Genomic DNA, 23,490 nt, shown 5'->3' with positions numbered 1-23,490 from the left:
ATGGATTTAATGATGGGAGAAGGAGGAGCACTATGGAGCTGTTGAGACAAAAGGTATTGAAAGAAGGTATTGTACTCGGGCAAGGAGTGCTCAAGGTGGATTCTTTTCTGAATCATCAGATGGACCCCTTCCTGATGCGCGAGGTTGGCCGTGAGTTTATCCGCCGGTTCGCTGGCGAAGAAATTACGAAGGTGCTGACTATAGAATCCTCGGGAATCGCTCCGGGGATTATGACAGCATTAGAGCTGGAGGTTCCATTGATTTTTGCCCGTAAGCAGAAATCGCTGACGCTGACAGAAGACATTTACGTGGAGAAGGTATACTCCTTCACGAAGAAAGAAACGAATGAAATTACCGTTTCGAAGAAATTCATTGCTCCCGGAGAACGGGTGCTGATTGTTGATGATTTCTTGGCGAATGGTGAAGCCGCCTTCGGACTTGCCCGTATTGTTGAGCAGGCGGGAGGGAGTGTGGTTGGAATTGGCATTGTGATCGAAAAAGCGTTCCAGCCAGGGAATCGGCTGCTGCAGGAAGCGGGATATCGCGTAGAATCACTCGTGCGTATCGCCTCGCTGGAGGACGGAAGAGTCACTTTCGTGGAAGACGAGGAAGAGCATCTTGTTTGAGTCTTTTGGAATCAATTCTCAGTCAAAAGCTATAGGATATGCAAAACAGCAAGCGAACTGGTAATGAACCAGTCGCTTGCTGTTTTTTGTGTGTATGGTATGCACGGGTCAGGTTACCCGTTGCTGCCGCATGCCGCTGCAGTGTCGACGGGCAGCTGTACGCTGTCCGCCGCCAGCGGCGATAGCACCCGCAGCGCCCCCGGCTCGCAGCGAACGGCCAGCGGCCCTTTGCCCAGACTCTCGCCGTCGCCGATCGCAGGCCGGGCCTCGGCAAAGCCTACGGCTACGCTACGTCCGCGCAGCATAGACACGAAGGGCAACGCCACATGCTTGCCCTTCAGTACCGTAGGGAACAGCCGCAGCAGCTGCCCGCGGCTGCACCCGTGCACGACGCAGACGTCGAGCTGGCCGTCATCGGCCTTTGCCTGCGGGCAGATCAAAAGCCCGCCGCCGTAGCTGGGCAGGTTGCAGATCGAGACCAGCCATGCCTTCTCGAAGGCATGCTCCGTGCCGTCGCAGACTACGCTTACCCGGCAGGGCTTGAACGTCATCAGCGTATGCAATATGCCGATGATATACGCCAGCTGGCCTGCTCCAATGGCATTGCACAGCCGTTTGTAACGGCTGGCATTCACATTCTCAGCCACCTGAGCATCAAAGCCGTTGGCAACGGCTGTTACGGTCAGTCCGTTTGCTCCTGAAAGCAGGTCTGCTTCGATATACCGCTCACTAAGGGCGGCCTCCAGCGCGGCTTCTATCGAAAGCGGGATGCCGAACCCCCGGGCGGTGTCGTTGCCGGAGCCGGCAGGAATCACGCCCATGGGGATATCTTTACCGCAAAGTGCACCCAAAATGCTATGGAGCGTGCCGTCACCACCGATTACAATCACAGCTTTCCAATCCTCGCGATGCTTTAGTGTATTTAAAACAAGGGCTTCTGCACCCTCTACGCTGTGCGTAAACAAGGACATGAAAGGCAGCGAACGCTCCTTCATGAGCGCCTCTACAGTATGCCAGGTCCGGCCGCCTGCTCCCCCGCCGGAACGTGGGTTTATGATAAATAGATACATATAATTTCCTCCAGCCTGTAGAATTCCATTGATGCCCTTTCTACATTGTAAGGAGTGGATGGGCAAAAGGGAATACTTTTCAGCGATCAGAGGGACTGCTTTTTGGGGGGGGATTACAGATGGCGAATCTGACTTTCTGCGATATCACCTGCCCAAGGGAGTTTGTACCACCTGCCACTTAAGGCATGGTAGATCATTAGCAGCCACACTCCAAAGCTGCAGAGAGAGACGAGTGCACTCATCAAGGGACCGAGGAAAGGGACCAATCCGGTTAGAACGTGGAGGATCATCAGCACTCCGAAGGTAATCAGTGATTGCAGCGAATGGAACAGCACAAAGCGGCTGCGTTTCTCCAATGCGAGAAAGACGACGCCGCCGAGAAAAGGGAAAAAGTAACACAACGCGCCCGCTATATTATCGGGCAATCCGGTAGATGATTTAAAAGGGGACAATAGGCTCACTCTCCTTCTGCTTGGAGAAGAAGGGGCTTGATTGTTCGAATCCTTCTTCCTTACAAGCCTATGACTTGTCAGGAAAAAGTATGTTTAGCTCATTGAAGGGAGAACATACTTTTCAAGCAGCTTGCGTGGGTTCTTCCAGTTGTTTGTCTTGCTCTCTGCTGTAAAGACCACGACAGTATCCAGATTGGGGAAGAGCAGAATCTGCTGCCCGCCATGCCCGTGGGCGAGTTTGTAGGGCTGCCCGCTCATCGTACCGATCCAAAACTGATATCCGTAATCACCAAACGCTGGATATCCCTTAGTTTGAGCGGTAAGTGCATCCTGCAACCAATGCTCTGGGATGATTTGCTGCTCTGCAAACACTCCATTATTCAGCAGGCAGATTCCGAATTTAGCCATATCCCGAGAGGTTAAGTGCAAGCCGATATGGCCCATGCTATGTCCTTCGGGACTAGGTAACCAAGCGGTATTAGCCATTCGGAGTGGAGTAAATAAATGCTGTGCTGCATAGGAAAATGCATCAAGACCTGTAGATTCACTAATCATCATCGAGATTAGATGTGAGTCGATGCTTCGATATTGGAACTGGCCGATATGTTCTGGAATAATGTTCAAGCTAAGGCCAAAGGAACCCCAGCGGCGGCTGCGATGGAGGTTCCGGACGAGAGGTTCACCGAGCTTCTTCCCTGTGATCCAGCTAAAGCCGGAAGTCATGGTAAGAAGATGACGGAGTGTGATTTTTGAGAGATGTGGGGAGTGAAGGTATGGAATATGCTTGTGAAGTACCTCAGATACAGAAATATGGAGATCAGGCATCTCGCCACGGTCGATAGCGATTCCCGTAAGGACACTGACAAAACTTTTGGTAGCAGAACGGAGATCATTTAATGCTCCAGCATGATGGTCGTTATAATAACGTTCGAAGATAAGGTTGCCATGGCGCACAATAAGTATGCTATGCATCTTGGGATATTCTTTTAGGATAGCTTGATGGGCTTGTTCAAGACCCTCCCGGCGTGTAGCTGTGTCCTCTGGCGTTGCGGTAGTCATTACGGGAATTACAGGCTGGACCATAACGATCTCCTTCTCATTTGTTGATAAATGCAGTTTCACTTGCTGTATTGGTTATTATATTTTAACCAGTTTGGAGACATATGACTTACGAAGAGAGTTGTAAAAAAATAATATTTTCCAAATAGTACATTTTACAAGGAAAGGTGGAAGTTAATCCGGAATATGATACAATATAACGATAAGGCCCGAAAGGAGTGATTCAGTAAGTGGCTCTTCGGGTAATAAAAGTGTCAAGGAGCTATCGTTCATCAGGCGTCCTTACTCTCAGCCCAAATCACGACGAACCTGCTTCACCGGCAAGGCGGTGTTTCAAAGGCTAGACATAGCTTTAGATTCCACGTTTTGACGGATAGTGCAAGCCACGTATGTGTAATGGATACTTCACTTGCATTCGAGGTTACGGCGTACTTTTCATCATGCATTCTCTACAACGGAGCATTCATTTTCAATGTTTTGGGAGGGAACTGATCATGGCAAGTAAAGGTCATAACGAAGTCAAGGAAAGTCTACGGGAAATGACACGCATTTTCCGGCCCAAAGATCCCAAGAAATTCGTAAAGGAGTACGTCCGAAAGTATCGGATTACAGGAGGCTATGAAGAGGAACTGACCATGGTCGTGGAACACGAGTTGGTACGGATGAATTCATCCGTCTCCTAGCTAACAGATACGTTTGTCACTTGCTTAACTTTAGACATCATTTTGAGTAATAACATCCACGAGGATTCTTATAAACCGTGCCCGAGCAACTTTTGTTGCTGGAATCGGTTTTTTTTGTATGCCCATTTACGAATAAGGAAAAGTCTTCCTCATAGAATAGTCAAATGAATTAATAGACACATTTTAAAGTGTATGCGCTTTCTTTATTATTTTTTATTTGTTTGCGTTTTCATAAAATGCCATCAAATCCAGATGGGACAAGGGTTTATTGTGTCGAAAATTACAATGTGAACTAGTTGTGAACGATTGACAAAACTTTCCCTTAAACTTATATTAATAGTGATTGTTATAATTGACAGAAAAAAACAGGAATCTACGAAATCGGGAAAAGCGGGGTAGATCAATGATGAAAACGTGGCAGGCTGTAAAGCGACTCCTTCCCATGACCGCTATGTTTGGACTCTTTCTTGCCGGGTGCGGTCGTGAGGACTTGTCAGTACTCAGACCACAGGGACCTGCAGCAGACAGATCTTACGGATTAATGGAGCTGTCGATCAGCATTATGATCGTGGTGCTGCTGATTGTCTTTACGATTGCAGCTTATGTACTGATCCGCTTCCGCAGAAGACCGGGTCAGAATGAAATCCCTGAGCAGGTTGAGGGCAGCATTAAACTTGAGATTCTCTGGACAGTTATTCCGCTTATCCTTGTTGTAGTACTGGCCGTGCCAACGGTGAAAGCAGTGTTTGCCGCTGGAGATGATCATTCCAATGACAAGAATGCGATCAAGGTTAAAGTAACCGGCCACCAATACTGGTGGGAGTTTGAGTATACCGATTATAAGGTAACTACAGCACAGGATCTGATTATTCCGGTGGGCAAAGATATCGCCTTTGAACTGGAAACTAAAGATGTGCTGCACTCCTTCTGGGTCCCTTCTCTTTCCGGTAAAATCGATACCAACCCAGCTGGAACGATTAACCGCTTTAGCTTTAGTGCGCCTAATGAAGGCGTTTACCGTGGGAAATGTGCGGAGCTATGTGGGCCTTCTCATGGATTGATGGAATTTAAGGTGAAATCAGTTAGTGAACAGGAATTTCAGAAGTGGATTGATTCGATGAAAACGCCTGTCGCTGTGCTGCCGGAGGATCCTGCTTTAGCTGAGAAGTTCAAAGCGGCATGTCTGACTTGCCACGCTGTAGGCGATCAAGGGATTAATAATGCGCCGAACTTGACCGGAATTGGTTCTCGGGAGTCGATTGCTGGAATTCTGCTCAACGACGACACGAGGGAAGATGGTGCGCCGATTGAAGAGAATCTCAAAACCTGGCTGCACGACCCGCAATCCGTAAAACCAGGCAATCTGATGCCTAACCCCAAAGATCTGGGCCTGAGTGATGCTGAGATTGATGGCATTGCAGAGTATCTGGCCAACTATAAGCTGGACTAATGCCTTAGCCTAAAGGCGGGCGGAACTTTCGAAAAGGGGGGACGAACTTTGGCTCAAGCAGCGCATACCTTGAATTCATCCAAGCCTCTGGGGCACGGCCACAGTGTGAAGCGCCATACAGGACTTATGGATTGGCTTACTACCGTCGATCACAAAAAAATCGCGATTTTGTACCTATGGGCCGGAGGATTGTTTTTTGGCATCGGGGGAATTGAAGCGCTTCTGATTCGCTGGCAGCTCATCAAGCCGATGAATAACTTTTTGGATGCACAAACGTTTAATGAACTCATAACCATGCATGGTACGACGATGATCTTCCTCGGCGTCATGCCAGTCATCTTCGCACTCATGAATGCCGTCATTCCGCTACAGATCGGTGCACGTGACGTAGCCTTTCCTTTTCTAAATGCACTTGGTTTCTGGACCTTCCTGTTCGGCGGGATTCTACTGAATCTTAGCTGGGTTATGGGTGGCGCTCCTGACGCCGGGTGGACCGCCTACACCCCACTATCTACGAGTACATACAGCACTACACACGGTGTAGACTTCTATACGATCGGCTTACAAATTGCCGGATTAGGGACCCTCATCGGGGGGATTAACTTTCTAGCCACGATCATTACGATGCGTGCACCGGGAATGACCTATATGCGGATGCCGATGTTCGCCTGGACCACATTTATCACTTCCGCCATTATTTTGTTTGCTTTTCCAGCAATAACAGTAGGTTTAGTACTGTTGACATTCGACCGGATTCTCGGAGCCAATTTCTTCGAAGTTGGAGCCGGAGGAAGTCCAGTGCTATGGCAGCATATCTTCTGGATATTTGGTCATCCGGAAGTTTACATTCTCATTCTGCCTGCCTTCGGGATTATTTCCGAGGTCATCCCAACCTTTTCGCGTAAAAGACTGTTCGGATATAGCTCCATGGTGTTTGCAACCATCTTGATCGCCTTTTTAGGCTTCATGGTCTGGGCTCACCACATGTTCACAACTGGACTTGGACCTGTAGCTAACGCGTTGTTCTCCGTATCAACGATGTTAATTGCGGTTCCTACCGGGATTAAAATTTTTAACTGGTTGTTCACGATGTGGGGCGGGCAAGTACGTTTCACAACCCCTAACCTGTTCGCTGTTGGATTTATTCCTACCTTCACTATGGGGGGAGTAACTGGAGTGATGCTGGCGTCCGCACCTGCTGACTTTCAGTTCCATGATACGTATTTTGTCGTAGCGCATTTCCACTATGTTATTGTTGGTGGCTTGGTGCTTGGCCTGTTCGCAGGTCTGCACTACTGGTGGCCGAAGATGTTCGGACGGATGCTGAGTGAGAAGCTGGGCAAGTGGACTTTCTGGACGTTTATCATCGGATTCCATCTGACCTTCTTTGTACAGCATTTCCTTGGGCTTATGGGGATGCAGCGCCGCGTATTTACTTATTTACCTAATCAGCAATTTGATTTCCTGAATCTAGTCAGTACCATCGGTGCAGGACTTATGGGTGTCGGTATGATTATTTTCTTGGTGAACATCTTCCTGACTTCCAGAAAACCAGCGGATGCAAGCAATGATCCGTGGGAGGATGGACGTACATTGGAATGGACCATTCCTTCACCGCCGCCAGAATATAACTTCAAGCAAACACCTCTTATTCGGGGGATTGATGCCTTCTGGAAAGAAAAAGTAGCAGGGAATAAAGGCATGACACCAGCAGAGCCGGTGGGCTCAATTCATATGCCGTCGGCAACGATTTTACCGTTTACGATGTCTATCGGAATTTTTATCGCTGGGCTTGGCTTTATGTTTAGCCGTGATGAATTCGGCAATGCTTTTATGAGCTTCCTGTTTAATAATTATATCGTTACAGCCATCGGTCTTATTATTACATTTGGATCCATGCTGATGCGTTCGCTGTATGATGATCACGGATGGCATATTGAACCTGAAGAGCTGGAAGGAAGTGAGCGGACATGACAACGGCACATGCAGAAGCTTCTAAGGATACCTTTCCGCACGAGCCGGAAAAAGCTACGCTCGAAGGACGCAACAAGGTTCTTGCCTTTTGGTTGTTTCTAGGCGGCGAAGCGGTATTGTTCGGCACGTTGTTCGCTACTTTCCTCGCACTGCGTAATCAGACGAATGAGGGGCCTTCGGCGAATGAACTGTTTCACCTGCCGCTTGTAGCCGCTGCAACATTCATCCTGCTGGTAAGCAGTCTGACGAGTGTATTCGCTATTCAAGCGATGCACAGAAATCGGCCGGCACTGCTACGGAATTGGCTTTTAGTGACTGTAGTCTTAGGTTTAGGTTTCCTGGTTTTGGAGATCTATGAGTTTACTCAATATGTAAGACACGAAGAATTCGGAATGACCACAAGTGCATTCAGCTCGGCATTCTACACACTGGTAGGATTTCATGGTGCGCACGTAGCCTTCGGGATCGCTTGGATCTCCATCTTGATCGGGCAGCTCGCCCGCAAGGGGTTAACGGTAGTTACTGCACCAAAAGTGTATGTGTCAGCCATGTACTGGCATTTTATCGATGTGGTATGGGTCTTCATCTTTACGGTTGTATACCTACTCGGAAAGGTGGGCTAGGCACTATGACGACGGATCAGCATATGCCAGATAGCGGCGGGTATAAGCAACGTCATCGGCATGAAGGACCACAGAAACATATTGTTGTCTTTATTTTCTCCATTGTCTTAACATTGATTGCTTTCGCCGCTGTTGCGGCTGGGGGAGTAAATGCGACCTTTGCGATTATTTTGCTGCTGGTAATGGCTGTTCTTCAGGTGATTGTACAGATGGGCTTCTGGATGCACCTAAAAGATAAAGGGCATTTTCTGCCGATTCTCTTCATGCTGGGCGGCTTCTTTATCGCTGGGACCTGTATTGTTATGTCGCTGTATTGGGTTTGGTGGAACTAACGGACAATAATGAAAGAGGTGGGCTGCGATGCCCCCTCTTTTTGATGTTTAGATATAAGAATTCCTGCGCTAGGAGGTTGGGATTATGCTGGGATTAGAATACTTTAGCTTTGCTGAACTATGGAGTCCGCTTTTTCTAGCGGTAATGCTGCTGCTGACAGCAGGTTATTTTGTGTGGATTGGTCCGATTGCTGGGCGTTATGCCGATTCAGTTACGGTGCCATTTTGGCGTAGAGCGTTATTTGTCTGTGGGATGCTTGCCCTTTATCTGGCACAAGGAGGACCCATTAGCCTTTTAGGGCATATGATGTTTTCCTTCCACATGGTCAGTATGGCCTTGTCTTATCTGGTAGCGGTGCCGCTGATTATGCTTGGAATTCCAGATTTTATCTGGCGCAGGATACTAAAGGTGAATCCGCTTCGGCGGTTATCTTTTTTAGCTCATCCAGTGGTCGCTGCCCTATTGTTTAACGGACTTTTTTCCTTGTACCATATTCCTGTTATTCATGATTATGTGATGTTGCATTTTACTGTTCATCGTATTTATTACATTATTTTGTTCCTGACCTCTGCTTTAATGTGGTGGACGCTGATTAATCCGCTGCCGGAACATCGTATGGCGAGTGGGCTTGGGAAGATTGGGTTTATTTTTCTGAACATGGTATTGCTGACGCCAGCTTGCGGGCTGATTATATTTGCCGATCATCCGCTCTACGCCACTTACAGTGATCCAGAGACTTGGGCGCGTGCTATGGGCTATTGTATCTCGGGTGACCCCGCTGTTTTACTTCAGAATTTTGGAGGTCCTGCATTCTTTGAAGTGATGTCGCCGAAGGTGGATCAACAGGTGGGAGGCATCGCGATGAAGTTCATTCAGGAATTTATTTTTGCCTCTATGCTTGCTTATGTGTTCTATCATTGGTATAAAAAAGAGAACGGACAAGACGACGATGAATTGTCGACGCCATCCTCAACACTTCAGGAGAGCAACTTGAACCGTGCATAACTGGTAGACTGCCGAGGGGGAGAATCATGGATATTTTCACAGTGTTCCCGACCATTAGTACGTCATTCATCGTGCTCAGCGCGGTGCTGGTGGCTATAGGTTGGTGGCTCATTATCAAGGGCAAACGCGAGGCGCATAAGAAAACGATGATTGCTGCCGCTATCGCTGCGCTGCTGTTTTTTATTGTTTACGTATCGAGAACGTTGTTTGTGGGGAATACCTCATGGGGCGGTCCGGATGAACTGAAGACGATTTATCAAGTGTTTCTGATCTTCCATATCGTCCTGGCAACCGTAGCTGCGGTATTCGGACTTACTACGTTAACTCTTGGTTTCAAGGCGAAGTATTCCAAGCACCGTAAGTGGGGCAGAGTGACATCGATAATTTGGTTTATCACAGCGATTACAGGCGTTATGGTGTACGTGCTGTTGTATGTTTTGTATCCAGGTGGACACACCAAGCCGGTGTGGGAAGTTATTTTGGGTGCGTAAAATAAGTGCTTGAATAGAGCACAGAGTTTAGTGCGTTGAGCGAATGAACAGCACTAGAGTAGCAGAGTCGTAAATAGTTATGAAATAAGCCTATATATCTGCATGTTCCTGAGTAGGGATTGCGGGTGATGGGCTTATTTTGGTTTGTAGAGCTTCGGGATCTGTCCTGAAATTGAACGAAGTTAGCTCGAAAAAGACGTAATCAGGGAAAACCTCCCTGAAAATGAACGAAATTAGCTAAAAAAGGCCATAATTAGGGAAATCCTCCCTAAAATTGAATGGAATTAACCCAATAACAGAGTAATAGCTGAATTTTTAGGGAGGAATTCCCTAAAAACTCGTAATCTAAGCTCTATTTGGCTGATTTTAGGGAGTTTTTCCCTAATGTTGCTATTCCGTCCGGCAGTCGCCCATATCCCACACCTGAAACTGCACTAGCAGCCGAAACGGTATCCCGCACCCGAAACCGCACCATCCGCCATACCCGCATCACACAATCGGAACTGCACCATCCGCCGCGCACGCATCATACCCCCGAACTAGCATCCCACATCCGAAACCCCCGCCCTCACTCGAACCCTAACCCGAACCAGTATCTGCTCCGCCGCCCGCCTCTCTCAACGCACATCACACCAACACGTTGCATAGAAGCAGAGAGTGAGCTCTTACTACTTCATTTCCTGAAATCAATTATCTAATAAACTCAATTATCCCAGTTACATTCGCCCCGTAGCATTCTGCCTCAATTCCCCCTCATTGTAGTTAATCTCAATTAATAAGCGTTACCTAACGTCTGAGAGTGTCTTCATAAGCTTGAAGTATGAGGTTGCCCAAACCTCCTATTTCTTTTGAATAATTTCCAGTTACAGGATTGACAATAAAAAACCAAGGTCATATACTGTGTATATAGATATATACAGTAAGCACAGGGATATGAACACCTGCTTCTGCTAGACGCTGAAGACATTGTAAAGCGAGGTTAGCATTGATGAGAACATTAAAAGATTCATGGTTTATGTTGCGCTCTGATTTTCGCGGAGACAAATTAAAAATATTAGGGACCCTCGTAATAACAGTTGTTTTTATGAGTTATCTTGGTGGACTGACTAGCCTGATAGCAAATGATGTACTAGGTGAGCAGGATCGGACGATGCTAGCGGATTTCTTATTTCTCTCCTTTATCCCCTTATTGGGATTAACATTCTCTCGCCGCTCCATGAAATATTGGAGTGAAGACTCTTACACAAAAATGTTGGTTTACTTACGGACTTTACCGATTCCAGCTGCAGTAATATTATCGCGGAGGAAACTTCAGGGTGTGGGCTCCTTTACACTAAATGGTACGTTATTCTTCGGTATTATTTACTTGTTAGGAGAGAATTTCCGGACAGAACTGGCGGTTCCTTCGTATATAGCTTTTGCGATTACTTGGCTCGGCTTCGGATTCATGGTCTCGGGTCTATATATTTTTATTGAATATCTTTTTAGCGGCAAAGCTTATCTATGGCTAACATTGCTTATCGTAGTTTTATCGTGGGCAACATCGTTCTTAGTTACACTGGGCGGAGGCAGTTTGTTCTTATACAGTATCTCCTATTCCAAGGAGTGGGGGTTGTTATCTCCGATCATGTGGGGGTCACTTCTGCTGGGGACAATATCTGTGCAATTATTCTCTAAATGGACTATACATCGGCTGAAAAGTCGCAATCTCGTATAAAAAATCGGAAATGGCAAGGACTGCGCTCTAGCACGCTAGAGTGGAAGGCGAGGTGTAAATAATGTGGATACCGGTACAAATCAACGAAAATAGTGCAGAGCCCCTCTATCATCAAATAGAGACTCAGCTTAGATCATTAATCATTAGCGGAGTCATTACAGAAGGTACGCTGCTGCCCTCAATTCGTGAGTTCGCAGGAGATCTGAAATGCAGTGTAATTACCGTGCGGCGGGTATATCAGGATCTGGAGAACGAAGGTTTGCTGCGAACGCGACAAGGAACAGGTACCTTTGTATCCCATGTAGGTGACGGAGCAATGGAAGAATATAAACGGGAAACGGTTGGCAAAGCACTTGAAAGTGCAGTGGATATCGGCCGATCGGTACATTGCAGCAAGGATGAACTTGAACAGATTTTTATGGAGATTGTAGAACGCAAGTATAGAGAAAAGGATTGAGAGGGGGGCGCTTACTCATATGGTACAGATGGCTATAGAATTGCGGAATGTACTTAAACGGCGGCGAAACAAGACGATAGGGCCGCTGACCCTGAATATGCCTAAAGGATATATTACAGCTTTGGTAGGTCAGAATGGTTCCGGCAAAAGCACACTGCTGAATCTGCTGATACAGCTGACTAATCCAGAGGAAGGCGAGATATATTGGTTTGAGAACAGGTATGATAGCGGGTTGTCTCTGGAGCTTCGCCAGACCATTGCCTATGTTCCTGAAACGTCAATTACTGAGGAGAACCACTGGAATGCAGAGGAGGCAGCTCGATTTCGGAAGTATTGGTATCCAAATTGGGACGATCAATATTTTCAGGAGCTGATGGATCGCTTGGAGGTTCCGTATCATATGAGACTTTCGAAGATGTCTAAAGGGGAGCGCCGGAAATTCGAAATTGCTGCAGCACTTGCGGCGCGGCCAAGTCTGCTGCTATTGGATGAACCTTCATCAGGTCTTGATCCTTTTGCTTGGAAGATTATGATCGAGACACTTCGTAAATATATGGATGAGAACAACGCAACGATCATCATCTCCACACACATTGTGGATGAGGTGCGGCGGCTGGCGGATTATATCGTCCTTATGCATCGGGGAGAACTGCTGGGCATGGCTGAAAAAGACAGTCTGTTCGGTGCTTGGACCGAGGTTTGGGTGAATGCTGCGGATGAAGAGGAGCTTGCGGAGTTATCGGCTGAGTTGCCAGGAGGCTTGCACTTTACAATGGATACACCGGGTGTAGCTTCTTTTATCATAGAACAATTTTCTGAAAACGAGAAACGCATTCATAACTTGGGCGTAAAGGTTATCAAGAGCCGCAGTTTGGAACTGGACGAAATATTAAGTTTATGGACACAGGGTCATCGTCCTATTCTAATTGACCACAAGAGAGGGGACTAGAGAAATGGAAGCCTTAAAGCTGGAAAGTGTAGTTAAGCAATATGGAGAAAAAACCGCAGTAAACGGAATTAACCTAACTGTAGGTAAAGGGGAAATTTACGGATTACTGGGGGCGAACGGCGCGGGAAAAACAACCACGATGCGTATGGTACTCGGCCTAATCTACCCTGATGAGGGCAAAATTTTGTATAACGGGAAGCCTTTCAACAGTGAACTGCAGCAACTTATGGGTTATCTGCCCGAAGAACGCGGACTATATCCTAAGGTGAAGATCAGCGATCAAATCGTTTACTTAGCCCGCCTGCGTGGGATGTCAGCTAGTGATGCAGATAAGAGCTTGCGCTATTGGCTGGATCGATTTGAGGTTCCGGATTATTACAATAAAAAGATAGAAGAGCTTTCCAAAGGAAATCAGCAAAAAATGGGCTTTATCGCCGCTGTCGTTCATAAACCGCAGATTCTGATTCTAGATGAAGCTTTCAGCGGGCTGGACCCAGTAAACGTGGAGCTGCTGAAAGATACGGTCAAAGAATTGCGTGATTCGGGAACAAGTATCCTTTTCTCTACGCACCGGATGGAGCATGTAGAAGAGCTGTGCCGTAACATTACGATTCTCGATCGTTCCAATACGGTCGTTCAAGGGGATATCCGCACGATTAAGAATGGCTACCCGCGGGAAGAAGTATTGCTGCGTACAGCTAATGAGGTAAAAGGTCTGGAGTCCATCGCAGGCGTTACAGCAGTGAAACGGCTGGAGCGTGGGTATCTGTTATCGATCAGTGAGATCGGTGCAGCACAGCGTATTTTACAGCAGGCGATAGCACAGGGTGAAGTGGAGCATTTTGAAATCAAGGAACCTACGTTAAACCAAATCTTTATCAGAGCGGTGGGTGAATCTAATGAATAAGATGGGGACAATTATCGGCTTTACCTTTAAAAATAAAGTTAGAACGAAATCATTTATGATTACTACTTTGATTCTAGTATTATTGCTCAGCATAGGGATGAATCTTCCCTATATCATCGATCAGTTTAAGGGTGATTCGGCCAAAAGTGAAGTTACTCAAATTGCTGTGATTGCTGAAGAGGGAAATCAGGTTGCAGAATTGTTGAAGGCTTATACTGCGCCAGAGGGCATGCCACAGGCTAAGATAGTACAATATGCTTCTGCGGATGATGCCGAGTTAAAGAAAGCATTAGATGAAGAGACAGTAGAAGGTTATGTTACTTTTGCAGAACCTACTGGTGAAGGGCTTCCACCCGTTACTTATCACAGTAATGATGGAGAACTAAACGGAGATGTTCAAGTTTATCTTCAAAATGCACTTCAGCAAGCAAACACACAATTCATCGTTGGCGACAAGCTGACCTCTGAACAGATTGCTGCAATGTCAACACCAGTGCAGATTACTACACAACAGCTTAACGCAGGCGGTGGCAGTGAAAGCTCTCAGGAGGACACTCCGGCCATTAACTACATTATCGTATATGCCATGCTTATGTTGTTCTTTATGTCCATTATGATGACAGGCAACATGATTGCCGCTGAGATAACCTCTGAGAAAAGCTCGCGGATTATGGAGATTCTCATTACAAGTGCCTCACCTTTAGCGCAAATGTTCGGTAAAGTTATCGGTGTTTTCCTAGTAGGAATATTGCAAATTGGGATCTTTGTCGCAGCGATCGTCGTCAATTTGACGCTCCCGCATAATGCGACTGTATTGGCTGATTTTGATCTCGATTTAGGCCAGCTCAATATTAACTTGCTGCTCTATGGATTTGTCTTGTACGTATTAGGTTACTTCCTCTATGCCTTGATGTATGCGGCTGTAGGTTCGATTGTCAGCCGTACGGAGGATCTCGGCCAGGCGGTAATGCCAATCATGATGTTAGGCTTCGTAGCGTTCTATGTTCCACTGTTCAGTATCTCCAATGCAGATACTCTAGTGGTTAAGATAGCGAGTTATGTACCTTTCACTTCACCATTGACGATGCTGCTCCGAATTGGTGTCGGTGAGGTGGCGATCTGGCAAGTCATTGTATCGCTGCTGATCCTGCTTGTGACTACCTTCATCTTCGGATGGCTGGCAGCCAAGATCTATCGTACCGGCGTACTGATGTACGGCAAACGCCCAAGTATTAAAGAAATCAGAAAAGCGATGAAAGCATACAAGATCTAAGAAGGCCTCATATAACTTTTAAGGAGTGCTAATGATGTCTACAAGCGAACAATATACCATTATGCTTTTAATGAGTTCGGTATCACTGGCTTCGGTTAGTAGAATGCTTCCGGATGGCTCCACTTTTATGGATTTCGTTCAAGGCGTATTGACCGGTGTTGCTATAGTGGGGATGTTGGCAGGATTGTGGATGTACAGTAAGGCGCGTAAGAGTAAGGCACAATAGTAGGTACTGAATTTTCGGGGGGGATCCTAACAGCCATTTATGGTTGCTGGGATATCCCCGTTTTTGCGTTGGCAATCTCTTTGTATACGAGCTGATATAGCTAACGGACCCAGCAACACTTAAATGCAACAATCATCGAGATTTGGCAAGATATCGGACACAATAGTCGCTATTGGCATGAAAAACGGTGAATTAGTAGCTCTTTTAACCAAATAGTTGCACTGGAGTCCGATACTATGCTCAAAAGGCGATAAACGTGCAAATAATGTCATCTGGGTCCGTAAGCCTTGCCTTGGTGGAAGATGATTAGGGCCTGCTTGAAGACGATCCGAGACGCTCATCGCTCGGGATTTCTACTGGAGTCCGAACGCCGGCCAAATTTGAGGAAAAGCTTCAATTAAAGGCTCCTGAGTCCGTTAGATGCTTCATGCGCTTAAAGATCGTCTGAATTCTAGTCAGTGACTAAATTATAGAAAGATTTGCGCTCGTTCGTATATCCGCTTGGTCGGTCATCTGCTCCCGTACAGCTCTAAGCTGTGCTTTCAGTGCAGGAACACTTTTTTGCAGAATAATGCTTATTTGAGAAAGAGGCAGCTTTAAGCCGTACCACAATACCTTCACAAGCTGTTCCTCCCAAGGTAATCCCTTAGCCGATAGAAGAGAGCGCCGGGCAAAAGAATCAGCACACTGGCGAATACAAGTGCGGTAAGCGTGGATAGAGAATAACTGAGGGTCGAAGTTATCCTGACGATATATTTTATGAAGCTCTGTGAAGGTGCGGATAGTAACCTTGTCTGCCTCATTAGATTGTTCTAATAACATGGAACTGAGTACGTAGACTTCATTAGTATACTTTTGAACACACTCTGCAAATTTAGCACTGTAGGTGGACACGGGAGGTAAGGGGTCAGGCATGGTGAACACGATCCTTTCAGAATGAGAGATTTGCTTGAATCTATAATATAGAAAAGTAAGAGATGGATTTATTGATAAGATCGGCGGTGTCTGGTTCCGGGCAACTGTGTTTCTGCTGGGAGGCAGTGGAAAAAGCTTTGGAAGGTTTGTAGTAGAGCCGTTCACTTCTGGAATTGCTCCCCCCAGCTGCAACACTGTACAGACGCCCTTGCTGAATATGCCCAGCCAAGGATTTACCCTGGAGCTTGGCCTTTAAATCCTGCAAAGCACCCTGAACTAGCTCAAGCTTAACCTGCTCCCAATCTGAACCTTCGCGGCGGACCTTATCCAGCGCTTCCTCAAGACGGCAATGACAGATAGCCCGTAAAAAAGAACTCCATTTAATGAGATCGAAATTTTTGGTGTTGGCAGAGATTAGACAAGCCCCCCAACTGCAACCTCCCTTACAGGTGAGCTTCAGAATACCATAACGGCAGCCTTCAGCCCCTTCCATTCCATAGTGAATAGGCTCGGGTTCATCCAATACAAATACTTCAATGCGGGATAGTCTGCGCTGGTCCATAGTAGGGTTCCTCCTTAGATTTCCAAAAGCTTTAAGTCTACATGATGAGTGACACTAGCCTTTTCTACACAAGCGAGCATTTCCATTTTATTCTCACAGACTGCGGTATGCTCTAGCCATAGTCGGAACTTCTCTTTCCGTATAACAGATAGATGTAAGGGAAAGGTGCTGCGGGATCTCAAGACATACCAACCGGCGCTTACATCTTTCCAAGGCTCCTTGAAGGCTGTAAACCACGGGAGTTTTTGATGCGATGACCAATCCTGCTGCTGTTGTTGTTCTCGAATTTTTTTATATATTTCATATACAATCTTAGAGTCTAAACAGTCTTTACAAGAAGAAGGTGTACTGAATTGGCGAAGGGCTTGGATCTGGTTCTGGCCAAATGCATAACCTACAATGTACCTGTGATTATTTTCTTCGAACCACAAGGCCCCGAAACAAACGTAATTTAGACTTATCGGCTCAAGCAGCCCTTGATGTATCCCTAAATAATAGTGCTTCAAAACATTCACCCCATCCAGCGTGCTATCACCTAATAGGCTCAGGTAACGCAAAAACCGCAGCAAGAGGAGGACCTCTGCTGCGGTTTTGGATTACAGGCAGATATACCTGGGCCAAAGCGTGGCGGATCAAGGGTCTCTCTCTTTACGCTTACGAGGTTAGCTGTCGGATTCGGACGGTGAGAGTCGCCCTACCTATTGAGACTTACGCAGTCTCCTTTGGATTCACCCCAAGTAGGCCAGGTGGCCTGATGGTTCCCCCGTTCCCTGCGAATGCAGGAACTCAGCGTTGATTGTTTTTCATGAATTAGATTCAACCCGAATCATACTCTTTTCAAGATTTTCTGTAAAAAACGGAAAATGTTCTTTTAGAGCGATTTTAACCATATCCTGCCGACTACGACTGAAAAACGAGGTAAATAGGTATTTATGGCGTGTTATCGCGCCTCTTTCTCGCTCAACCTCTGCTTCTTGCGTTTCAACCTATAAAGGGAATTTGCAGTATTTTCACCCTAAAAAGGTGAATAAAATCACATGGGTTATAGATAGCGATTAAACGCTCGAAACTCGAGTAAACAAGAGATATAGAGAGATTAGATATCAAGTAAGCGCTATCTAATGGGAAAATAGTTTTTAATTTGCATTATTTTGGCATCATTCAGGTTTTACAAGTCTTCGTGCATAAGAGTATGATTACTCCTGTTTCAACGACAATCGAATATTTGATCCGCTTAATTTCCGATAAGGAAAGCGGGGGAACCAACAATCGGCAGCCGATGTGAGAGTCGGAAGCTGATTATGGGGTGAATCCTGTAGAGGGTGCGAGTGAGTTCGCATCTATACAGGTAGGGCGACTCTCACCGCCCGAATCCGACAGCTAACCTCGTAAGCGTATGGAGAGAGGATGAGTGCAATGTGACCGCTAGCGAGCCACAGAGGAGATCCTTTGTGGCTTTTTGCTGTGCTCTTAGAAGCAAAGCATTTATGGAGGCCTCCCCCAAGAGGTCGCTAAATTCATCATTAGCGGTATTTGTAAGGCAGCGTCTAATGACGTGACACAACCGAGCTTTAGGTTGTGCCCGAAAATGACGATAGGTCAACATCCTTTCGGAGATTTTCGTTGCCTCCTTGTTGTAAATGAGCAGGAGGAGAAAAAAGAGATGACGGATCAGAATGAATATGTGCTTGTATGTGCGCCTACAAAGGCGGGAGAACATTTCATTAAACTTCTGAAGTTCAGGGGTATTAAGATGGCGGGATTAACCAACAATCTGGCTGAGAAGGCTTTACTAGAGGAGCTCGGAATCGAGCAGGTTATTCTAGTGGATACCCGCCATCAGAGCACTTGGTTTCGCCCATCGTTCCCGGTAGGCAGGGTATATCTGTTTGAGAGCAGCTTTCCGCTTTGCTGCCGCTATATTCAGATGTGCCGTACCTGGACGACACAGCCAATTTTTGTGATTACAAGTTCTATAAATCCTAGATTGGTCTATAAAAGACTTGGTGCGAGCTATGTAATCTATTCCCATAGTGGTGATGCTGATTTTCTAATCGATAGATCACCTCATCAAGGATAATGGAAGGAGTGCGGAAGATATGATGGATCTGTATATGGTGGCTTCGTTAGCTGTAATTTACGGGTTATTTTATGGCTTTATGCGCTGGTGCGCAGGTGTAGTTGAGGATACGGGGAGGGATAAGCTGTGATTCTAGTAATCGCTGTTACCCTACTGTTGTTTATATATCTGGTTTACGCGTTGATTCATCCTGAGAAATTTTAAGGAGGGGCATTCATGGGCATTTTGCAAATAGTCGTCGTAATTGTAATTCTCATCTTGTTGGTCAAGCCGATGGGGACGTATTTATATCATGTATTTTCTAACGAACCGAATCGTACGGATCGCTGGTTTGCAGGCACAGAGAAAGGTATTTATAAGCTGATCGGCCTGAAAAAACGGGACGGAATGTCCTGGAAGAAGTATGCACTCAGCTTTGTTTTAACTAATATCGTACTGGTTGCTTTCAGTTATATTTTTCTAAGATTACAGCGGGGATTGCCGCTGAACCCGAATGGAATTGCCGATATGGAACAGACGCTTTCATTTAATACGGTGATCAGCTTTATGACCAATACGAACCTGCAGCATTATAGCGGGGAGACGGGACTATCGTATTTTTCACAAATGGCAGTCATCACGATGATGATGTTCACGTCTGCAGCGAGCGGATTTTCTGTTGCGGTTGCTTTTGTCAGAGGGATTACAGGACAGAAATCAGTCGGGAATTTTTTTGAGGACTTCGTAAAAGCACATATTCGTGTATTCATTCCATTAGCTCTGCTAGTTTCATTGGTGCTGGTAGGATTGCATGTGCCACAAACGCTCAAGCCATCGCTTGAGGTCACTACACTCGAAGGGCAGACGCAACAAATCGCTATCGGTCCAGTCGCTTCTTTGGAGTCAATTAAACACTTAGGTACGAATGGTGGCGGCTTCTTCGGAGCCAATTCAGCGCATCCTTTTGAGAACCCTAATCCACTTACGAACGTTCTGGAGATTCTCTCTATGTGGATGTTGCCAGCCTCTTTGCCATATATGTACGGGTTGTTCGCTAAGAACAAACGTCAGGGCTGGGTGATTTTCACAGCAATGATGACCTTGTTCGTTCTGCTGCTGGGGCTGAATTATTATGCGGAAACTAAAGGGAATCCCGCTATTAATGCGCTGGGGATCGAGTCTTCGCAAGGCAGCATGGAAGGTAAAGAGGTACGTTTTGGGATCCCGCAATCTTCGCTGTTCACTTCGGTAACAACGGCAGCTACGACAGGTAGTGTTAACAATATGCATGATACGCTGACACCGCTGGGTGGCATTACCCCTCTGGCCCTAATGATGCTCAATAACGTCTTCGGGGGAAAAGGTGTAGGACTAATCAATATGCTGATGTATGCCATCATGGGCGTCTTCTTATGTGGACTAATGGTTGGCAGAACACCAGAGTTTCTCGGGCGAAAGATAGAAGCCAAGGAGATGAAGCTGATTGCGATTGCTATCCTTGTGCATCCGTTCATTATCCTTGTACCAACAGCAGGTGCGTTCTTAACGGGCTTGGGCAACGGTTCCATTACGAATCCCGGATTCCATGGACTTAGCCAAGTGTTATATGAATATGTCTCTTCTGCCGCGAACAATGGTTCAGGATTTGAAGGGCTTGCGGACAATACCACCTTTTGGAATGTTACAACCGGGATCGTAATGCTGCTTGGCCGTTATGTCTCTATAATCGCAATGCTGGCAGTTGCAGGTTCACTGATCCAGAAGAAGCCGGTTCCTGAGACGATTGGCACATTCCGCACAGACAATGGTCTGTTCACCGGAATTCTGATTGGTACGGTAGTGATTATCGGTGCGCTGACGTTTCTGCCGGTCATTGTGCTCGGCCCGATTGCAGAATATTTGACCTTACGGTAGGAAGAGGGAGAACAAGATGAGTACTGTAAAAAGAAAAAAGCTGCTGACGGGACCCATACTCCTAAGCGCTGTAAAGGATAGCTTTATTAAGCTTAACCCGGTGACGTTAATCAAAAATCCGGTCATGTTCGTAGTCGAAATCGGCACGATTATTGTATTGCTTATGGTACTGGCCCCCGGATATTTTAATGCAGAGAAATCGGTAGGCTTCAATATCACGGTGTTGTTCATTCTGTTATTCACAGTGCTGTTTGCCAACTTCGCTGAAGCGCTGGCTGAAGGCCGCGGGAAGGCCCAGGCGGATTCGCTTAAGAAAACGAAACAGGATATCACAGCTAATAAGCTCGTTGGAGGGTCTGTGAAGACCGTTTCTTCCTCCGAGCTGCGGAAAGGAGATATCGTGATCGTCAGTCAGGGAGAACTTATCCCTGGCGATGGTGAAGTGATTGAAGGGCTGGCCTCCGTAGATGAATCGGCAATTACAGGTGAATCTGCACCTGTTATTAAGGAAGCCGGCGGAGATTTCGGCTCAGTCACAGGCGGCACCCGGGTAGTTAGTGATGAGATTAAAGTCAAAATTACCAGTGATCCCGGTGAGTCATTCTTGGATCGGATGATCTCCCTCGTTGAAGGGGCGAAACGTCAAAAGACACCCAATGAAATTGCACTAAATACACTCTTGATCAGTCTGACGTTGATTTTCCTGATTGTAGTAGTGACCTTGCGGCCAATTGCGACTTATCTGGGTGTTGATCTAGATATTCCTGTTATGATCGCCCTGTTGGTCTGTCTGATCCCGACCACAATCGGGGGACTGCTCTCCGCTATCGGGATAGCAGGGATGGACCGCGTCACACAGTTTAATGTCCTTGCTATGTCAGGGAAGGCCGTTGAAGCTGCCGGCGACATTAATACAATGATTCTAGATAAGACCGGTACGATTACTTTCGGAAACCGGATGGCGAGTGATTTTGTGCCAGTTGGAGATGAAACGGAAGCTGAGCTTACGGCTTGGGCAGCTATTAGTTCGCTAAAGGATGAGACTCCGGAAGGACGTTCTGTTATTGAGCTGGCTAAGAAGCTGGAACGCAGCTATGACAGCAAACTTGCTGAAGGCGGAGAGTTCGTAGAGTTTAAGGCTGAGACCCGGATGAGTGGTATAGATCTGCGGGATGGACGATCTGTTCGTAAAGGGGCAGTCGATTCCGTGAAGAAATGGGTACAGTCGAAGGGCGGAGTCATTCCCGCGAACCTCGACAGTAATTCCGATGCTATCGCTCGAATGGGGGGGACCCCGCTTGCTGTTGCGGTAGACAACCGGATTTATGGACTTATTTACTTAAAGGATACAGTTAAGCCAGGCATGAAAGAGCGGTTCGATGAGCTGCGAAAAATGGGAATCAAGACTATCATGTGTACAGGGGACAATCCGCTGACCGCAGCTACTATTGCCCGTGAAGCAGGGGTAGATGATTTTATTGCAGAGAGTACACCTGAGGATAAAATAGCGGTTATCCGCCGCGAGCAGAACGAAGGCAAGCTGGTGGCAATGACTGGTGATGGAACGAATGACGCACCTGCCCTTGCCCAAGCTGATGTGGGCTTAGCGATGAACAGTGGGACTACAGCCGCTAAGGAAGCAGCAAACATGGTTGATCTGGACTCCGATCCCTCGAAGATCATTGAGGTTGTAGCTATTGGTAAACAGCTACTGATGACACGGGGCGCGTTGACAACGTTCAGTATTGCGAATGATATCGCTAAATATTTCGCAATTATTCCGGCAATGTTCATGCTCGCCATTCCTGAAATGGAAGCTCTGAATGTCATGGGATTGAGTTCACCTAGCTCGGCAATTATATCTGCATTAATATTTAATGCGATTATTATTCCGCTGCTGATCCCATTGGCTATGAAAGGTGTCTCGTATAAAGCGATGAGTTCTACGAAGCTGCTGGGACGTAATATTTTTATCTATGGTCTAGGTGGGGTAGTCGTTCCTTTTGCGGGCATCAAACTTATTGATTTGCTCGTAAGTGTATGGATATAACAACGGATTAACTAATCATTGAAAGGGTGAGAGCATCGTGAATAACAGAAAATCGATTGCGGACGCTGAAGAACAGTTGTCATCATCGAAGGGTGCTAATTTCTTTATTATATTACGGCTATGTCTAGTGTTTGTTGTTCTCTGTGGAGTGATTTATCCTCTGACTACTACAGCGATTGCTCAAGTTCTGATGCCATCGCAAGCGAACGGCAGTCAGCTGAAGAATGACGCTGGAGTAGTAGTGGGTTCAGAACTCATCGGGCAGAGCTTTACGGACCCGGCATTATTCCATGGCCGTGTATCCAGCATTGATTATAAAGCGGAAGCTTCAGGCTCCAACAACTATGGCCCATCCAACCCCGATATGCTGCAGCGGACGAAGGATTCCATCACACAGTGGCAGCTGGATAATCCGGATGTGCCTGTAAACAAGCTGCCGGTTGATTTAGTAACCAACTCAGGTTCAGGTCTTGATCCGCATATCACTCCTGCATCGGCAATTGTGCAGATTCCCCGGATCAGTAATTTGACCGGGATTCCAGCCACGCAGCTGGAAGAGCTAGTGAATAAGCAGACCGAAGGTCGTGATCTAGGGCTGTTTGGTGAAGAACGGGTAAATGTTCTGAAGCTGAATATGGAGCTCCAGAAATTAACGAACAAATAAATATAGCTAATATCCCTGCCCGATTGTTCAA

At 46.6% G+C, this 23,490-nt stretch carries 26 protein-coding genes and 2 riboswitches; of the genes, 19 read left to right on the top strand and 7 right to left on the bottom strand.

Features of this window, described 5'->3' with window-relative positions; genetic code table 11:
* The first annotated feature begins 32 nt into the window (after positions 1-32).
* Positions 33-626 (top strand): xanthine phosphoribosyltransferase, encoded by a 594-nt coding sequence (locus tag MHH49_RS07345; RefSeq protein ID WP_036682513.1) that lies wholly within the window; start codon positions 33-35, stop codon positions 624-626.
* 113 nt (positions 627-739) lie between these two features.
* Here MHH49_RS07345 and MHH49_RS07340 read toward each other — a convergent pair whose 3' ends face one another.
* The 3 genes from MHH49_RS07340 to MHH49_RS07330 all read right to left on the bottom strand — a co-directional run bounded on the left by MHH49_RS07340 (position 740) and on the right by MHH49_RS07330 (position 3,231).
* A complete protein-coding gene (locus MHH49_RS07340) occupies positions 740-1,696 on the bottom strand; it encodes a diacylglycerol/lipid kinase family protein (RefSeq protein WP_052096739.1) in 957 nt (318 codons plus the stop codon).
* Between the two features lie 113 nt (positions 1,697-1,809).
* A complete protein-coding gene (locus MHH49_RS07335; RefSeq protein ID WP_036682511.1) occupies positions 1,810-2,148 on the bottom strand; it encodes a DUF4870 domain-containing protein in 339 nt (112 codons plus the stop codon).
* 93 nt (positions 2,149-2,241) lie between these two features.
* The gene (locus MHH49_RS07330) at positions 2,242-3,231 is read right to left on the bottom strand and encodes a serine hydrolase domain-containing protein (RefSeq protein ID WP_038568527.1); all 990 of its coding nucleotides are present in this window, start codon (positions 3,229-3,231) and stop codon (positions 2,242-2,244) included.
* A 470-nt stretch (positions 3,232-3,701) separates the two neighbouring features.
* Here MHH49_RS07330 and MHH49_RS07325 point away from each other — a divergent pair, with 470 nt between their 5' ends.
* From MHH49_RS07325 to MHH49_RS07295, 7 genes are all read left to right on the top strand, one after another.
* Positions 3,702-3,890: a hypothetical protein gene (locus tag MHH49_RS07325; protein ID WP_019913840.1), complete on the top strand. Its 189-nt coding sequence runs from the start codon at positions 3,702-3,704 to the stop codon at positions 3,888-3,890.
* Between the two features lie 403 nt (positions 3,891-4,293).
* Positions 4,294-5,340 carry a cytochrome c oxidase subunit II gene (gene coxB / locus MHH49_RS07320; protein ID WP_038568530.1) on the top strand — a complete coding sequence of 349 codons (1,047 nt, stop codon included), beginning with the start codon at positions 4,294-4,296 and terminating at the stop codon, positions 5,338-5,340.
* 126 nt (positions 5,341-5,466) lie between these two features.
* Entirely contained in the window at positions 5,467-7,314 is a 1,848-nt protein-coding gene (gene ctaD, locus MHH49_RS07315; protein ID WP_051491246.1) for a cytochrome c oxidase subunit I, read from the top strand.
* Positions 7,311-7,937, top strand: coding sequence for a cytochrome (ubi)quinol oxidase subunit III (locus MHH49_RS07310; protein WP_076101357.1), 627 nt, complete (start codon positions 7,311-7,313; stop codon positions 7,935-7,937). The genes ctaD and MHH49_RS07310 overlap by 4 nt, the downstream gene beginning before the upstream one ends.
* A gap of 5 nt (positions 7,938-7,942) precedes the next feature.
* Complete coding sequence (locus tag MHH49_RS07305) at positions 7,943-8,269, top strand: cytochrome C oxidase subunit IV family protein (RefSeq protein WP_076316514.1); 327 nt, start codon at positions 7,943-7,945, stop codon at positions 8,267-8,269.
* An 85-nt stretch (positions 8,270-8,354) separates the two neighbouring features.
* The gene (gene ctaG, locus MHH49_RS07300) at positions 8,355-9,275 is read left to right on the top strand and encodes a cytochrome c oxidase assembly factor CtaG (RefSeq protein ID WP_076316513.1); all 921 of its coding nucleotides are present in this window, start codon (positions 8,355-8,357) and stop codon (positions 9,273-9,275) included.
* A gap of 26 nt (positions 9,276-9,301) precedes the next feature.
* Positions 9,302-9,766 (top strand): DUF420 domain-containing protein, encoded by a 465-nt coding sequence (locus tag MHH49_RS07295; RefSeq protein WP_036682502.1) that lies wholly within the window; start codon positions 9,302-9,304, stop codon positions 9,764-9,766.
* A gap of 352 nt (positions 9,767-10,118) precedes the next feature.
* Here MHH49_RS07295 and MHH49_RS07290 read toward each other — a convergent pair whose 3' ends face one another.
* Positions 10,119-10,289: a hypothetical protein gene (locus tag MHH49_RS07290; RefSeq protein WP_179088402.1), complete on the bottom strand. Its 171-nt coding sequence runs from the start codon at positions 10,287-10,289 to the stop codon at positions 10,119-10,121.
* Positions 10,290-10,754: 465 nt separating this feature from the next.
* On the opposite strand from MHH49_RS07290, the gene MHH49_RS07285 reads away from it, so the two are divergent.
* The 6 genes from MHH49_RS07285 (at position 10,755) to MHH49_RS07260 (ending at position 15,295) form a co-directional block, all read left to right on the top strand.
* The gene (locus tag MHH49_RS07285; RefSeq protein ID WP_051490929.1) at positions 10,755-11,483 is read left to right on the top strand and encodes a hypothetical protein; all 729 of its coding nucleotides are present in this window, start codon (positions 10,755-10,757) and stop codon (positions 11,481-11,483) included.
* A gap of 61 nt (positions 11,484-11,544) precedes the next feature.
* A complete protein-coding gene (locus MHH49_RS07280) occupies positions 11,545-11,940 on the top strand; it encodes a GntR family transcriptional regulator (RefSeq protein WP_036676688.1) in 396 nt (131 codons plus the stop codon).
* 19 nt (positions 11,941-11,959) lie between these two features.
* Positions 11,960-12,889: an ATP-binding cassette domain-containing protein gene (locus MHH49_RS07275; protein ID WP_038568538.1), complete on the top strand. Its 930-nt coding sequence runs from the start codon at positions 11,960-11,962 to the stop codon at positions 12,887-12,889.
* 4 nt (positions 12,890-12,893) lie between these two features.
* Positions 12,894-13,796 carry an ABC transporter ATP-binding protein gene (locus MHH49_RS07270; RefSeq protein WP_036676693.1) on the top strand — a complete coding sequence of 301 codons (903 nt, stop codon included), beginning with the start codon at positions 12,894-12,896 and terminating at the stop codon, positions 13,794-13,796.
* The gene (locus MHH49_RS07265) at positions 13,789-15,069 is read left to right on the top strand and encodes an ABC transporter permease (RefSeq protein ID WP_076101360.1); all 1,281 of its coding nucleotides are present in this window, start codon (positions 13,789-13,791) and stop codon (positions 15,067-15,069) included. The genes MHH49_RS07270 and MHH49_RS07265 overlap by 8 nt, the downstream gene beginning before the upstream one ends.
* A gap of 31 nt (positions 15,070-15,100) precedes the next feature.
* A complete protein-coding gene (locus tag MHH49_RS07260; RefSeq protein WP_143761263.1) occupies positions 15,101-15,295 on the top strand; it encodes a hypothetical protein in 195 nt (64 codons plus the stop codon).
* Between the two features lie 462 nt (positions 15,296-15,757).
* Here the strand turns inward: MHH49_RS07260 and MHH49_RS07255 are convergent, their stop codons facing one another.
* The 3 genes from MHH49_RS07255 to MHH49_RS07245 are packed head-to-tail and all read right to left on the bottom strand — an operon-like array spanning position 15,758 to position 17,341.
* Complete coding sequence (locus MHH49_RS07255; protein WP_038568543.1) at positions 15,758-16,210, bottom strand: hypothetical protein; 453 nt, start codon at positions 16,208-16,210, stop codon at positions 15,758-15,760.
* 40 nt (positions 16,211-16,250) lie between these two features.
* Positions 16,251-16,772, bottom strand: a complete 522-nt coding sequence (locus tag MHH49_RS07250) for a hypothetical protein (RefSeq protein WP_052096743.1) — start codon at positions 16,770-16,772, stop codon at positions 16,251-16,253.
* A gap of 14 nt (positions 16,773-16,786) precedes the next feature.
* The gene (locus MHH49_RS07245) at positions 16,787-17,341 is read right to left on the bottom strand and encodes a hypothetical protein (RefSeq protein ID WP_036676704.1); all 555 of its coding nucleotides are present in this window, start codon (positions 17,339-17,341) and stop codon (positions 16,787-16,789) included.
* Positions 17,342-17,409: 68 nt separating this feature from the next.
* A riboswitch (cyclic di-AMP (ydaO/yuaA leader) is annotated at positions 17,410-17,574 on the bottom strand.
* Positions 17,575-17,993: 419 nt separating this feature from the next.
* Positions 17,994-18,183, top strand: a riboswitch (cyclic di-AMP (ydaO/yuaA leader).
* A gap of 252 nt (positions 18,184-18,435) precedes the next feature.
* Between MHH49_RS07245 and MHH49_RS07240 the strand changes: the two genes are divergently transcribed.
* From MHH49_RS07240 to kdpC, 5 genes are all read left to right on the top strand, one after another.
* A complete protein-coding gene (locus MHH49_RS07240; RefSeq protein WP_036676842.1) occupies positions 18,436-18,852 on the top strand; it encodes a hypothetical protein in 417 nt (138 codons plus the stop codon).
* 126 nt (positions 18,853-18,978) lie between these two features.
* Positions 18,979-19,056, top strand: coding sequence for a K(+)-transporting ATPase subunit F (gene kdpF, locus MHH49_RS31140; RefSeq protein ID WP_076101420.1), 78 nt, complete (start codon positions 18,979-18,981; stop codon positions 19,054-19,056).
* A gap of 12 nt (positions 19,057-19,068) precedes the next feature.
* The gene (gene kdpA / locus MHH49_RS07235; protein ID WP_036676707.1) at positions 19,069-20,745 is read left to right on the top strand and encodes a potassium-transporting ATPase subunit KdpA; all 1,677 of its coding nucleotides are present in this window, start codon (positions 19,069-19,071) and stop codon (positions 20,743-20,745) included.
* Positions 20,746-20,761: 16 nt separating this feature from the next.
* Positions 20,762-22,795: a potassium-transporting ATPase subunit KdpB gene (kdpB, locus tag MHH49_RS07230; RefSeq protein ID WP_339812347.1), complete on the top strand. Its 2,034-nt coding sequence runs from the start codon at positions 20,762-20,764 to the stop codon at positions 22,793-22,795.
* A 76-nt stretch (positions 22,796-22,871) separates the two neighbouring features.
* Entirely contained in the window at positions 22,872-23,459 is a 588-nt protein-coding gene (kdpC, locus tag MHH49_RS07225; RefSeq protein ID WP_036676845.1) for a potassium-transporting ATPase subunit KdpC, read from the top strand.
* The last annotated feature ends 31 nt before the right edge of the window (positions 23,460-23,490 follow it).

The sequence above is a fragment of the Paenibacillus sp. FSL F4-0122 genome (assembly GCF_038002845.1).
GTDB classification, from domain to species: Bacteria; Bacillota; Bacilli; order Paenibacillales; family Paenibacillaceae; genus Paenibacillus_AQ; species Paenibacillus_AQ odorifer.
The sequence above is the reverse complement of the archived record's forward strand: the minus strand, read 5'-3'. Positions and strand labels throughout refer to the sequence as shown.

Coding starts and splice junctions, on each gene's coding strand:
- kdpA (WP_036676707.1), top strand. CDS start 19,069: ATGGGCATTTTGCAAATAGTCGTCGTAATTGTAATTCTCATCTTGTTG.
- MHH49_RS07275 (WP_038568538.1), top strand. CDS start 11,960: ATGGTACAGATGGCTATAGAATTGCGGAATGTACTTAAACGGCGGCGA.
- MHH49_RS07295 (WP_036682502.1), top strand. CDS start 9,302: ATGGATATTTTCACAGTGTTCCCGACCATTAGTACGTCATTCATCGTG.
- kdpB (WP_339812347.1), top strand. CDS start 20,762: ATGAGTACTGTAAAAAGAAAAAAGCTGCTGACGGGACCCATACTCCTA.
- MHH49_RS07345 (WP_036682513.1), top strand. CDS start 33: ATGGAGCTGTTGAGACAAAAGGTATTGAAAGAAGGTATTGTACTCGGG.
- ctaG (WP_076316513.1), top strand. CDS start 8,355: ATGCTGGGATTAGAATACTTTAGCTTTGCTGAACTATGGAGTCCGCTT.
- MHH49_RS07325 (WP_019913840.1), top strand. CDS start 3,702: ATGGCAAGTAAAGGTCATAACGAAGTCAAGGAAAGTCTACGGGAAATG.
- MHH49_RS07255 (WP_038568543.1), bottom strand. CDS start 16,210: ATGCCTGACCCCTTACCTCCCGTGTCCACCTACAGTGCTAAATTTGCA.
- MHH49_RS07330 (WP_038568527.1), bottom strand. CDS start 3,231: ATGGTCCAGCCTGTAATTCCCGTAATGACTACCGCAACGCCAGAGGAC.
- MHH49_RS07265 (WP_076101360.1), top strand. CDS start 13,789: ATGAATAAGATGGGGACAATTATCGGCTTTACCTTTAAAAATAAAGTT.
- MHH49_RS07285 (WP_051490929.1), top strand. CDS start 10,755: ATGAGAACATTAAAAGATTCATGGTTTATGTTGCGCTCTGATTTTCGC.
- ctaD (WP_051491246.1), top strand. CDS start 5,467: ATGGATTGGCTTACTACCGTCGATCACAAAAAAATCGCGATTTTGTAC.
- MHH49_RS07260 (WP_143761263.1), top strand. CDS start 15,101: ATGATGTCTACAAGCGAACAATATACCATTATGCTTTTAATGAGTTCG.
- MHH49_RS07310 (WP_076101357.1), top strand. CDS start 7,311: ATGACAACGGCACATGCAGAAGCTTCTAAGGATACCTTTCCGCACGAG.
- MHH49_RS07240 (WP_036676842.1), top strand. CDS start 18,436: ATGACGGATCAGAATGAATATGTGCTTGTATGTGCGCCTACAAAGGCG.
- MHH49_RS07250 (WP_052096743.1), bottom strand. CDS start 16,772: ATGGACCAGCGCAGACTATCCCGCATTGAAGTATTTGTATTGGATGAA.
- coxB (WP_038568530.1), top strand. CDS start 4,294: ATGATGAAAACGTGGCAGGCTGTAAAGCGACTCCTTCCCATGACCGCT.
- MHH49_RS07280 (WP_036676688.1), top strand. CDS start 11,545: ATGTGGATACCGGTACAAATCAACGAAAATAGTGCAGAGCCCCTCTAT.
- MHH49_RS07270 (WP_036676693.1), top strand. CDS start 12,894: ATGGAAGCCTTAAAGCTGGAAAGTGTAGTTAAGCAATATGGAGAAAAA.
- MHH49_RS07305 (WP_076316514.1), top strand. CDS start 7,943: ATGACGACGGATCAGCATATGCCAGATAGCGGCGGGTATAAGCAACGT.
- MHH49_RS07340 (WP_052096739.1), bottom strand. CDS start 1,696: ATGTATCTATTTATCATAAACCCACGTTCCGGCGGGGGAGCAGGCGGC.